Source organism: Qipengyuania vulgaris (genome assembly GCF_009827325.1).
Lineage (GTDB): Bacteria > Pseudomonadota > Alphaproteobacteria > Sphingomonadales > Sphingomonadaceae > Qipengyuania > Qipengyuania vulgaris.
The window spans coordinates 332,461-344,989 of sequence record NZ_WTYC01000003.1 but is presented as its reverse complement, the minus strand read 5'-3'; the positions used below and the strand labels follow the sequence as shown (position 1 = coordinate 344,989).

The 12,529-nt window shown below is 60.7% G+C and carries 10 protein-coding genes; 7 read left to right on the top strand and 3 right to left on the bottom strand.

Going from position 1 to position 12,529, the window contains the following annotated elements; all coding sequences use genetic code 11:
• Positions 1–4: 4 nt before the first annotated feature.
• Positions 5–4,333 carry a DNA-directed RNA polymerase subunit beta' gene (gene rpoC, locus GRI69_RS08475; protein WP_160727825.1) on the bottom strand — a complete coding sequence of 1,443 codons (4,329 nt, stop codon included), beginning with the start codon at positions 4,331–4,333 and terminating at the stop codon, positions 5–7.
• Between the two features lie 61 nt (positions 4,334–4,394).
• Positions 4,395–8,576 carry a DNA-directed RNA polymerase subunit beta gene (gene rpoB / locus GRI69_RS08470; RefSeq protein WP_160727824.1) on the bottom strand — a complete coding sequence of 1,394 codons (4,182 nt, stop codon included), beginning with the start codon at positions 8,574–8,576 and terminating at the stop codon, positions 4,395–4,397.
• Between the two features lie 408 nt (positions 8,577–8,984).
• On the opposite strand from rpoB, the gene GRI69_RS16255 reads away from it, so the two are divergent.
• The 7 genes from GRI69_RS16255 (at position 8,985) to rplL (ending at position 11,978) form a co-directional block, all read left to right on the top strand.
• A complete protein-coding gene (locus tag GRI69_RS16255; RefSeq protein ID WP_272916465.1) occupies positions 8,985–9,113 on the top strand; it encodes a hypothetical protein in 129 nt (42 codons plus the stop codon).
• Between the two features lie 23 nt (positions 9,114–9,136).
• The gene (locus GRI69_RS08465) at positions 9,137–9,676 is read left to right on the top strand and encodes a DUF2975 domain-containing protein (protein WP_160727823.1); all 540 of its coding nucleotides are present in this window, start codon (positions 9,137–9,139) and stop codon (positions 9,674–9,676) included.
• Positions 9,676–9,909, top strand: a complete 234-nt coding sequence (locus tag GRI69_RS08460) for a helix-turn-helix domain-containing protein (protein WP_160727822.1) — start codon at positions 9,676–9,678, stop codon at positions 9,907–9,909. Before GRI69_RS08465 ends, GRI69_RS08460 begins: the two co-directional genes overlap by 1 nt.
• A gap of 105 nt (positions 9,910–10,014) precedes the next feature.
• Positions 10,015–10,251, top strand: coding sequence for a hypothetical protein (locus tag GRI69_RS08455; RefSeq protein WP_160727821.1), 237 nt, complete (start codon positions 10,015–10,017; stop codon positions 10,249–10,251).
• Positions 10,252–10,416: 165 nt separating this feature from the next.
• On the top strand, positions 10,417–10,701 hold the full coding sequence (locus GRI69_RS08450; protein WP_160727820.1) for a hypothetical protein: 285 nt from the start codon (positions 10,417–10,419) through the stop codon (positions 10,699–10,701).
• Between the two features lie 309 nt (positions 10,702–11,010).
• Positions 11,011–11,526, top strand: coding sequence for a 50S ribosomal protein L10 (gene rplJ, locus GRI69_RS08445; protein ID WP_160727819.1), 516 nt, complete (start codon positions 11,011–11,013; stop codon positions 11,524–11,526).
• 77 nt (positions 11,527–11,603) lie between these two features.
• Complete coding sequence (gene rplL / locus GRI69_RS08440; protein ID WP_160727818.1) at positions 11,604–11,978, top strand: 50S ribosomal protein L7/L12; 375 nt, start codon at positions 11,604–11,606, stop codon at positions 11,976–11,978.
• 113 nt (positions 11,979–12,091) lie between these two features.
• Here rplL and GRI69_RS08435 read toward each other — a convergent pair whose 3' ends face one another.
• Entirely contained in the window at positions 12,092–12,358 is a 267-nt protein-coding gene (locus GRI69_RS08435; protein WP_160727817.1) for a hypothetical protein, read from the bottom strand.
• Positions 12,359–12,529 lie beyond the last annotated feature (171 nt).

Here is a 12,529-nt window from a genome sequence, read left to right as displayed (position 1 = left end):
AGACTTACTCGCCGTCCTTCGCGTCTTCATTGAGGTAGTCGCCCGCATCGGCATCGGTGCCGTGCGTTTCGCCTTTCATGCTCGCAAGCGGATCGTCGCCGATTGCCGCTTCCTCGCCCTGGGCGAGTTCCGCTTCATGCTCTTCGGCTGCCGTATTGGCGGCGATGATCGCATCCTGGGCCTTCTTCCACTGTGCGCGCAGCGCAGCGTCGCGGCTGGAAGCGGTAACGCGCATACGGTTCATGCCCGCACCGGTACCGGCAGGGATGAGGCGGCCCACGATGACGTTTTCCTTGAGACCGATTAGCGAGTCCTTCTTGCCCTCGACCGAAGCCTGAGTGAGCACACGGGTGGTCTCCTGGAACGAAGCGGCCGAGATGAACGAGCGCGTCTGGAGCGAAGCCTTGGTGATGCCGAGCAGGATTGGCTTGCCCTTGGCATGTTCCTTGTTCCGGCCCAGTTTCGAGTTGGTCTCGTTGAGCTCTTCCAGATCGATCTGTTCGCCCGGCAGCAACACGGTGTCGCCGCTGTCGGTGATCTCGACCTTCTGCAGCATCTGGCGAACGATCACCTCGATGTGCTTGTCGTTGATCTTCACACCCTGCAGTCGGTAGACTTCCTGGATTTCGTCGACCAGATACTCGGCGAGCGGCTCGATCCCGAGGACATCGAGGATGTCGTGCGGGTTCGGCGAGCCCGAGATCAGCGTGTCGCCCTTCTTGACGAAGTCGCCTTCCTGGACGTCGATGATCTTGGTCTTGGGGATCAGGTATTCTACCGGATCGCCTTCCTCCGGAACGATCGCGATCTTGCGCTTCGCCTTGTATTCGCGGACGAATTCGATCTTGCCGGAAATCTTGGCAATGATCGCATTGTCCTTGGGCACGCGGGCCTCGAACAGTTCGGCAACACGCGGCAGACCACCGGTGATGTCACGGGTCTTGGCGGCTTCACGCGAGGCACGGGCGAGAATGTCGCCGGCCTGCACGTCCTGACCGTCTTCGACCGACAGCGCCGTACCGGGCGCCAGCATGTAGCGCGCGGCTTCGCTGTCGTCCCCGGCATCGTTGAACAGCGTCAGGCGCGGACGAAGATCGTCCTTCTTGGCGCGTCCGCCGGTGCGGATTTCGGTGACGACGCGTTGGGCGATACCGGTGGCATCGTCGACGCGTTCTTCCATCGAGGTCCCGTCGATGAGGTCCTGGAAGCGGACCACACCGCTGGTTTCGGTGATGATCGGCAGTGAGAAGGGGTCCCATTCTGCCAGACGATCGCCTTCCTTCACCTTCGCGCCATCCTTGTGCATCAGCACGGTACCGTAAGGCACCTTGTGGATTTCGCGTTCGCGGCCTTCCTTGTCGATCACTGCCAGTTCGCCATTGCGGGCGAGCGACAGAATACGGCCCTTCTTGTCGGTGATGGTCGGCATGTCGCGATATTCGACCTTGCCGTCCGACACCGCTTCGAGATGCGAAGTCTCGTTGAGCTGTGCGGCACCGCCGATGTGGAAGGTACGCATGGTCAGCTGCGTGCCGGGTTCACCGATCGACTGCGCGGCGATAACGCCGACAGCCTCGCCGATGTTGACCGGCGTACCGCGAGCGAGGTCACGGCCGTAGCAGGTCGCGCAAACGCCCTGCTTGGCTTCACAGACCAGCGGCGAACGGATCTTGGCGACCTGCGTTTCGGCCTCCTCGATTTCCTTCACCATCGGCTCGTCGACCAGCGTGCCGGCCTTGACGATCACTTCGCCGGTAGCGGCGTTGACGATGTCTTCGGCAGTCGTACGGCCCAGGATACGCTCGCCGAGCGAGGCGATAACGCTACCGCCCTGCACGATGGCGCGCATTTCGAGCGCATTGTCGGTCTTGCAGTTCTCTTCGACGATGACACAGTCCTGCGACACGTCGACCAGGCGGCGGGTCAGGTAACCCGAGTTCGCCGTCTTCAACGCCGTATCCGCGAGACCCTTACGGGCACCGTGGGTGGAGTTGAAGTATTCGAGGACGTTCAGGCCTTCCTTGAAGTTCGAGATGATCGGGTTCTCGATGATCTCGCCCGAAGGCTTGGCCATCAGGCCGCGCATACCGGCGAGCTGCTTCATCTGCGCGGGGCTACCACGCGCACCGGAGTGGCTCATCATGTAGATTGAATTGATCTGCGCTTCCTTGCCGTCCTTGTCGACCGGCTGCGAGCGGATTTCTTCCATCATGGCGTCGGCAACCCTGTCGCCGCACTGGCTCCAGGCGTCGATGACCTTGTTGTACTTTTCCTGCTGGGTGATCAGGCCGTCCTGGTACTGCTGCTCGTAATCGGCAACCAGCGCCTTGGTGGCGTCGACCATTCCCGCCTTGGAGTCGGGGATGATCATGTCGTCCTTGCCGAAGCTGATGCCGGCCTTGAACGCGTGACGGAAGCCCAGCACCATGATGGCGTCGGCAAACAGCACCGTGTCCTTCTGACCGGTGTGACGATAGACTTCGTCGATCACGTCGGCGATGTCCTTCTTCGTCAGCAGGCGGTTGACGATGTCGAACGGCACCTTGAAGTTCTTCGGCAGACATTCGCCGATCAGCATGCGGCCCGGCGTGGTGACAAAGCGCTTCATTGCGACCTTGCCGGCCTCGTCGGCCTGCGGAACGCGAGCCATGATCTTCGAGTGCAGAGTGACCGACTTGGTTTCAAGCGCCTGGTGCACTTCGGCCATGTCGCTGAACAGCGGCAGCTTCTCGTGCTGCTCGCCATCGTCGCCCTTGACGAATTCGGGTGTCTTCTCCTGCCGTTCCATCGACAGGTAGTAGAGACCCAGCACCATGTCCTGCGAAGGCACGATGATCGGCTTGCCGTTGGCGGGCGAGAGGATGTTGTTGGTGCTCATCATGAGCACGCGCGCTTCCAGCTGTGCCTCGAGGCTCAGCGGGACGTGCACGGCCATCTGGTCACCGTCGAAGTCGGCGTTGAAGGCGGCGCAGACCAGCGGGTGAAGCTGGATCGCCTTGCCTTCGATCAGCACGGGCTCGAACGCCTGGATGCCGAGACGGTGGAGCGTCGGCGCGCGGTTGAGGAGGACCGGGTGCTCGCGAATGACTTCGTCGAGGATGTCCCAGACTTCCTTGCGCTCCTTCTCGACCCACTTCTTGGCCTGCTTGAGCGTCATGCTCAGGCCCTTGGCGTCGAGGCGGGCATAGATGAACGGCTTGAACAGCTCGAGCGCCATCTTCTTTGGCAGGCCGCACTGGTGCAGCTTGAGTTCCGGACCGGTCACGATGACCGAACGGCCCGAATAGTCGACGCGCTTACCGAGGAGGTTCTGACGGAAGCGGCCCTGCTTGCCCTTGAGCATGTCGGACAGCGACTTCAGCGGACGCTTGTTGGCACCCGTGATCACGCGGCCGCGGCGGCCGTTGTCGAACAGGGCGTCGACGGCTTCCTGCAGCATGCGCTTTTCATTGCGGACGATGATGTCCGGCGCGCGCAATTCCATCAGGCGCTTCAGGCGGTTGTTGCGGTTGATGACGCGGCGATAGAGATCGTTGAGATCGGAGGTCGCGAAGCGGCCACCGTCCAGCGGCACCAGCGGGCGCAGTTCGGGCGGAATGACCGGCACGACTTCGAGGATCATCCATTCGGGGCGGTTGCCCGATTCGATGAAGCTTTCCACGACCTTCAGGCGCTTGATGATCTTGGCAGGCTTGAGCTTGGACTTGGTGGTCGCCAGCTCTTCCAGCAGATCTGCCTTTTCCTGCTCGAGATCGAGATCCATCAGCATGAACTTGACGGCTTCGGCACCGATCGAGGCGGAGAACGCGTCTTCGCCGTATTCGTCCTGCGCTTCGAGGAGTTCATCCTCGGTCAGCAGCTGGTTCTTTTCGAGCGCAGTGAGGCCCGGCTCGGTCACGATGTAGCTCTCGAAATAGAGCACGCGTTCGAGCTGCTTGAGCTGCATGTCGAGCAGCAGGCCGATGCGCGAAGGCAGCGACTTGAGGAACCAGATGTGCGCGACCGGGGCGGCCAGTTCGATGTGGCCCATGCGCTCGCGGCGGACCTTGGTCACGGTGACTTCGACGCCGCACTTTTCGCAGACGACGCCCTTGTACTTCATGCGCTTGTACTTGCCGCACAGGCACTCGTAATCCTTCACGGGGCCGAAGATGCGCGCGCAGAACAAGCCGTCGCGTTCGGGCTTGAACGTACGGTAGTTGATCGTCTCGGGCTTCTTGATCTCGCCGAAGGACCACGAGCGAATGCGCTCGGGGCTGGCGATGCCGATCTGGATCTCGTCGAAGGTTTCGGGCTTCGCGAGCTGGTTGGTGAATTTGGTCAGTTCGTTCATGACTTAATTCCCTATCGGGGTAATTCTAAAGGGCGGAAAGCGGAGGGGGTGGTTAGCCCCCTTACTCCGCCGCGATCGCGAGGCCGTCGCCGTCCTCGTCGTCGGCAAGCGACTTGAGTTCGACATTGAGGCCCAGGCTGCGCATTTCCTTGACGAGCACGTTGAAGCTCTCCGGAATGCCGGCCTCGAAGGTATCGTCACCCTTGACGATGGCTTCGTAGACCTTGGTACGGCCGATCACGTCGTCCGACTTCACGGTGAGGATTTCCTGCAGCGTGTAGGCTGCACCGTAGGCCTGGAGTGCCCAGACCTCCATCTCACCGAAGCGCTGGCCGCCGAACTGCGCCTTACCGCCCAGCGGTTGCTGGGTGACGAGGCTGTAGGGGCCGATCGAACGGGCGTGGATTTTGTCGTCCACAAGGTGGTGCAGTTTGAGCATGTAGATGATGCCCACGGTCACCTTGCGGTCGAAGGCTTCGCCGGTACGTCCGTCGAACAGGATCGACTGGCCGTCTGCGTCGAGGCCCGCCTTCTCCAATTCAACGGTAACGTCGCCCTCGCGGGCACCGTCGAACACCGGGGTACCCATCGGAACGCCTGCGCGCAGGTTTCCGGCGAGTTCCACGATTTCCTCGGTCGAACGCGACTTCAGATCTTCGGCATAACGATCGCCATAGGCATTCTGCAGGCGTTCCATGACGGCCTCGGGAGGCTTGGCCTTGGAATAATCTTCGGCAGCGTTCGGATTCGCCTTGTGCCAGTCGTCGAGCGCATCGGAGATCTGGTGGCCCAGGTTACGGGCCGCCATACCGAGATGCGTTTCGAAGATCTGTCCCACGTTCATGCGCGAAGGCACGCCCAGCGGGTTCAGCACGATATCGACCGGGGTCCCGTCTTCGAGGAACGGCATGTCCTCGATCGGCAGGATGCGCGAAATAACGCCCTTGTTTCCGTGGCGGCCGGCCATCTTGTCGCCCGGCTGCAGCTTGCGCTTCACCGCGACGAAGACCTTGACCATCTTGAGCACGCCCGGGGCGAGCTCGTCACCGCGCTCGAGCTTTTCCTTACGGTCTTCGAACTTGTCGTCGATTACCTTCACGCTCTCGTCGTACTGCGTCTTGACCGCTTCGATCTGCTGCTGGCGGCCATCGTCCGCAACAGCGAACTTGAACCATTCGTGCCGTTCGATGTCGTCCAGCAGTTCTTCCGTAATCTCGCTACCCTTCTTCACGCCCTTGGGCGCTGCCGAAGCCGTCTGTCCGAGCAGCATGTCGCGCAGGCGGTTGTAGGTCGCACGGTTGAGAATCGCGCGTTCGTCGGCGGCGTCCTTGCGGAGGCGTTCGATTTCCTCGTTCTGGATCGCGCGCGTACGGTCGTCGATCTCGATACCGTGACGGTTGAACACGCGGACTTCGACCACCGTACCGGCAACGCCCGGCGGCAGGCGAAGCGAAGTGTCGCGCACGTCGCTGGCCTTTTCGCCGAAGATGGCGCGGAGGAGCTTTTCTTCCGGCGTCATCGGGCTTTCGCCCTTCGGCGTGATCTTGCCGGCCAGAATATCGCCCGGGTGCACTTCAGCACCGATGTAGACGATACCTGCCTCGTCGAGGTTGCGGAGCGCTTCCTCGCCGACGTTCGGGATATCGCGGGTGATGTCTTCCGGCCCGAGCTTCGTGTCGCGCGCCATGACTTCGAATTCCTCGATGTGGATCGAGGTGAAGACGTCGTCCTTCACGATACGCTCGGAGATGAGGATACTGTCTTCGTAGTTGTAGCCGTTCCAGGGCATGAAGGCGACGAGCGTGTTGCGGCCGAGCGCCAGTTCGCCGAGATCGGTCGAAGGACCGTCGGCAATGACGTCACCCGGTTCGACCGTTTCGCCCACCTTCACTAGCGGACGCTGGTTGATGCAGGTATCCTGGTTCGAACGCTGGAACTTTTGCAGCGTATAGATGTCGACACCCGACTGGCCGGGTTCGACGTCACCGATCGCACGGATCACGATACGCGTCGCGTCGACCTGGTCGACCACGCCGCCGCGCTTGGCGGTGATCGCAGCGCCCGAATCGCGCGCCACGGTTTCTTCCATGCCGGTGCCGACCCAGGGCGCCTCTGCCTTGACGAGCGGAACGGCCTGGCGCTGCATGTTCGAGCCCATGAGGGCGCGGTTGGCGTCATCGTTTTCCAGGAACGGAATGAGCGATGCGGCGACCGAGACGAGCTGCTTGGGGCTGACGTCCATCAGCGTGATCGTGTCGCGCGGGGCCATCAGGTTGTCGCCGTTCTGGCGCGCAGAGACCAGATCTTCCACGAAGCCGCCCTTGTCGTCGAGGTCGGCCGAAGCCTGCGCGACGGTGTGCTTCTGCTCTTCCATCGCCGAGAGGTAGATGACCTCGTCGGTGACCTTGTTGTCCTTCACCTTGCGATACGGCGTTTCGATGAAGCCGTACTTGTTGACGCGCGCGAAGGTCGAGAGCGAGTTGATCAGACCGATGTTCGGGCCTTCCGGCGTTTCGATCGGGCAGATGCGGCCATAGTGGGTCGGGTGAACGTCGCGCACTTCGAAACCTGCGCGCTCACGGGTAAGACCGCCCGGCCCGAGCGCCGACACGCGGCGCTTGTGGGTGACTTCGGACAGCGGGTTGGTCTGGTCCATGAACTGCGAGAGCTGGCTGGAGCCGAAGAATTCACGCACCGCAGCCACGGCGGGCTTCGCGTTGATGAGGTCGTTCGGCATCACGGTGGACACGTCGACAGAGCTCATGCGCTCCTTCACGGCGCGTTCCATGCGGAGCAGGCCGACGCGGTACTGGTTTTCCAGCAGCTCGCCCACCGAACGCACGCGGCGGTTGCCGAGGTTGTCGATGTCGTCAACTTCGCCCTTGCCGTCCTTCAGGTCGACCAGCTCCTTGACCACGGCGAGGATGTCTTCCTTACGCAGCGTGGTCACGGTGTCTTCCGCGTCGAGATCGAGACGCATGTTGAGCTTGACGCGGCCGACGGCGGAAAGGTCGTAGCGCTCGCCATCGAAGAACAGGCCTTCGAACAGCGCTTCGGCGGTTTCCTTGGTCGGCGGTTCGCCGGGACGCATGACCTTGTAGATCGCTTCCAGACCTTCGTCACGGTTCTCGGCCTTGTCGACCTTCATCGTGTTGCGGATCCAGGGACCGGTGGTGATGTGGTCGATGTCGAGCAGTTCGAGGCTGTCGACGCCCGCATTGTCGAGCACTTCGAGATTCTCTGCCGAGACCTCGTCACCCGCTTCGATGTAGATGCGGCCCGTGCTTTCGTCGATCAGATCGGCGCTGGCATAGCGGCCGAACACTTCCTCGGTCGGCAGCAGCAGGGTTTCGAGACCGTCCTTGGCCGCCTTGTTGGCAGCGCGGGGCGAAATCTTCTGGCCGGCGGCGAAGACTTCTTCGCCGGTCTTGGCGTCAACCAGCGGGAATGCCGGCTTCTGGCCGCGCCAGTTCTCGGCGACGAAGGGAATTTCCCAGCCGTCCTTGGAGCGCTTCCATGTGACCGTTTCGTAGAAATGCTCGAGAATGCCTTCGGCGTCGAGACCGAGAGCATAGAGCAGCGCGGTGACCGGCAGCTTGCGCTTGCGGTCGATACGCACGTTGACGACGTCCTTGGCGTCGAATTCGAAATCGAGCCACGAACCGCGGTACGGAATGATGCGGGCAGCGAAGAGGAGCTTGCCCGAGCTGTGGGTCTTGCCGCGATCGTGATCGAACAGCACACCCGGAGAACGGTGCATCTGCGATACGATGACGCGTTCGGTACCATTGATGATGAAGGTACCGTTGTCCGTCATCAGCGGCATGTCGCCCATGTAGACGTCCTGCTCCTTGATATCGAGGACGGAGCGAGTCTCGGTTTCTTGGTCGACTTCGAAGACGATCAGGCGCAGCGTGACCTTCATCGGGGCCGCATAGGTGATGCCGCGCTGGCGGCATTCGGTGGTGTCGTACTTCGGCGCTTCGAGTTCGTAATGGACGAAGTCGAGTTCGGCGGTGCCGGCGAAGTCGCGCAGCGGGAAGACCGAGCGCAGCGTCTTCTCGAGACCCGAGACGTGGCCCTTGTCCTTGTCCGAACGGAGGAACTGTTCGTAGCTCTCGCGCTGGACTTCGATGAGGTTGGGCATGTCGACGACTTCGTGGATGTCGCCGAAGATCTTGCGGATACGCCGCTTTGCAGTGCCCGACGCGGTGCTGCGGGGTGCCTTCGCCTTGGTAGCCATAAGGGGTAGTTACCTCTTGATATGTGCCTGGGCTCCCGCGCGGACAGGAGCTCGAATTTCTTGTCTCATGCGCGTGAGAGCCAAATCGCGAGACGCAAAAAGGCTGCAGCGAATGCACACCAATAGCGGCGGCAGCTGCAGCTCATGAAAAGCGTCGCGATATGGAAACGCCGCTTCCATCCTGTGTCCGATTCCCGCGCATGAATCGGACTCGCTCGAAGCGTGCGGTCGATGGGGCATGTAGGAAGCGTGCCGACCTTTGTCAAACGACAGATCGGCCCTGCGAGGGCGAATTTCCGGGAATCTCGAAGCTCGATAAACGCAATATCGTTTTTCAATATTATTGATTGACAATAAGGATTACTCGAATTATTGATTATCAATACTGACCATCAAGGAGTTCGATAAATGCCTCGTATCACCACACATCTCACCGCCGCTTTCGCTGCTGCCCTTATCACTATCGTCTCGCTGCAGGCCGTCACCAGTGTCCCGCAGGCCCAGGTGGCCGTCATCGACGCGCCGACGCTCGCCTGACACCGCGCTTACGGAGAAGCCATATGACAACCCGCCCAAATGACCCGCTGCTCCTCGCAGGCCGCCTCATTATCGTCGTTATGCAGGCGATCCTTGGTTTCGCAGCGGTCGTCCTGATCATCGGCCTGCCGCTCGTATTCTTCCTCCGCGACAAGATTACCGCCGAAGCGCGCATCGAATATGCCAATCCCGACCTCGTTTTCCCTCTTGGCGCCGTGCTCGGAATAATGGTCTTCGGGATCCTCTTCCTGGCCGGAGCCCTCTGGTTCCTGCGCCTCCTGCGCAAGATTATCGACACGGTTGGTGAAGGCGATCCCTTCGTACCCGCAAATGCCGAGCGCCTTACCCTGATGGGCTGGCTCGCTCTTGCAGCACAGCTGCTTGCGATCCCGGCCGCAGGTGCCGCGCTCTACATCGCCAAGAATTTCGAAGAACAGGACGGCATAACCGTCGACGCAGGCCTCGACCTTAGCGGTGTCGTGCTAGTGGTCGTCCTCTTCATCCTTGCCCGTGTATTCCGCCACGGCGCCGCGATGCGCGACGATCTCGAAGGAACCGTGTGATGCCTGCAGAAGAAGGAACCAATATCGTGGTTCGGCTCGACGATCTCCTCCACTCACGCCGCATGACGCTCACCGAACTGGCCGAGCGGGTGGGCCTGACCCTCGCCAACCTTTCGATCCTCAAGACCGGCAAGGCCAAGGCAATCCGCTTCTCCACCCTGGAGGCGATTTGCCGCGAACTGGAATGCCAGCCCGGCGACCTGCTCGCCTATGATCAAGGCGAAAACCGATAAAAAAGCACCGGGCAGCGGGCTCGATGCATTTTCCCTATTTTCGACTCGGCACAATGTGGCTATTTTGTGACCGCGCCGATCATGGCGCATAGGAATAGAACACCCATGAAGAAGATCGCTCTTTTCGCCGCCCTTCCCGTTGCGCTGACCCTCGCCGCCTGCGGCGAAACCGCAACCGAAGAAGCACCGGTAGAAGAAACCACCGTTGTCGAACCGGCTCCGATGGAAGAACCGATGGTCGAAGACACCATGACCACCGAAGACACCATGACCGACGAAACCGCAGTCGATCCGATGGCTGAAGAAGCTCCGGTCGCCGAAGAAGCTCCGGCAGCCGAATAATTTCCGCCAGTCTGCGTAAGCAGCACGGAATTACGGGAGGCCCGGTCTTCGGACCGGGCCTTTTCCATTTGTGCTCCTGCTCCAGAAACCCGGGGTCGATAGTCCTGCCGGAACGGTGATTGCCGGGCTCCGTTGGTGGGATAAGACAACGAGGAGAACCCCGCCATGAAACGCACCCTAACCGCCACCCTCCCGCTTGCCCTTGTCTTCGGCCTCGCCGCCTGCGGCGAACCCATCGACGGCGGCGACACCGCCGATCTGGGCAGCGACGTGACTTCAGCCGATCCCGGCCCGGAAGGCGGCCCCGAATATGAGCCCGGCGAGGACGGCCTGCTGCAATCCGACATGGAACCGGACCCGGAAGCCGCCAATGAACCTGCCGCCGAGCCTATAGCAGGAGAAGAGTCGATGGCCGACGATCCGGTCGATCCCGCCTATCCTGCCGAATAAAGGCAGTACCCATCACGCTTCGGCTTGACCGGAGCGCCGAAATCGCTAAAGGCCCGCCACGCAATGGCGGGTCTTTTCGATTTTCGCCCTTGCATCCGTCCGAGACAGTTGGTGACCGGGATTTGCCGGTCTTAATTTCCAGCCTAGACGGGGACAGAGATTTCCGGCGGGCCAACATCCGCCGTTTCGCGCCAGCTGGCGCACCTCCTTCCCCATCAACGGACTCGCCTGTGTTGCCTCTTGCAGCATGGACAAACGTAGCCGGTCGCCTGGAAGTCATTCCGTGCGGCCATAGTGAAGGAGTATGGCATGGATCGTTCGCAAAAGACCGACGCAGTTGCCCAGCTCAGCGATGTCTTCAACCAGGCTGGCGTGGTCGTCGTGACCCGCAACCTGGGCCTTACGGTCGCCCAGTCGACCGAATTGCGTAACAAGATGCGTGAAGCTGGTGCAGCCTACCAGGTTGCGAAGAACAGTCTCGCCAAGCTCGCCCTCAAGGACACCGACTATGCAGGACTCGACGAGTTCCTGACCGGTCCGACCGCCCTCGGTTATTCCGAAGATCCGGTCGCTGCGGCGAAAGCCGTGGTGGAGTTTGCCAAGACCACCGACAAGATTGAAATCGTCGGCGGATCGATGGGCGCGCAGAAGCTCGACGAAGCAGGTGTGAGGTCGCTGGCCTCGATGCCCAGCCTCGACGAACTTCGTGGCACGATCGTGGGCCTCCTCAACGCGCCGGCAACCAAGGTTGTCCGCACGATCAAGGAACCCGTTTCGATGCTCGCTCGTGTCGTTGGTGCCTATGGCGCCAAGGAAGCGGCGTAAGAGACCTCTCGCAAACGCGACTTTTTATCGGGGCAAACCAATCAACCGCCCCGGCCTTTTATTTGGAGTGAAACATCATGGCCGATATCGCCAAGCTTGTTGAAGAACTGTCGAAGCTGACTGTTATGGAAGCCGCTGAGCTTGCCAAGGCACTTGAAGAAGAGTGGGGCGTAAGCGCCGCCGCTGCTGTTGCCGTAGCTGGACCCGCCGCTGGCGGCGCCGCTGAAGCCGCTGAAGAGAAGGACGAATTCGACGTCATTCTCACCGGCGACGGTGGCAAGAAGATCCAGGTCATCAAGGAAGTCCGAGCCATCACCGGCCTGGGCCTCACTGAAGCCAAGGCTCTCGTCGAAGGCGCGCCCAAGGCCGTCAAGGAAGGCGTCAACAAGGCTGAAGCCGAAGAAATCAAGGGCAAGATCGAAGCAGCCGGCGGTACCGTCGAGCTCAAGTAAGCCACAGGCTTACGCTTCGATCTCGTTCCGCGAGATCACCGAAGGGCGGTGCCGCAAGGCGCCGCCCTTTTTGGTGCCAAGTGCGGTCCTCCGAGAGCGCGCTGACACCCAACTCAGAGATAGATCATGACAAATATCGTCATGAACAAAAAGGCAAAAACCATGGCCAGCGCAAGTATTGCGAACGCTCCGCGCCTGGCAATTCGCGGCCACTGATCGAATGGCCAATTGAGCAGCAGCGCACCGCCAATGACCGTCAGGCTCGCCATGCTCACGAAAACCAGTTGGCGAATTTCAGTTACCAAGCCGTCTTCCCGAAAAAACTTCGAATAGACCACCGATGCCGTCAAGGGTCCGACAAAGGCCAGCACCAGCGCCAATATCCTCATTATTCGAAACTGAAGTTTTCTCGATTGAACGTGGGACATTATTGGCACCGTACAACAAGACGTCTGATACGAGCCTTAATTGTTCTTCGGACTTTCCAACCGGTTAAAATACTGAAAATTAACCGAGAGATTTTTCAAGGTGCGAATTCACACCTTTGGAAA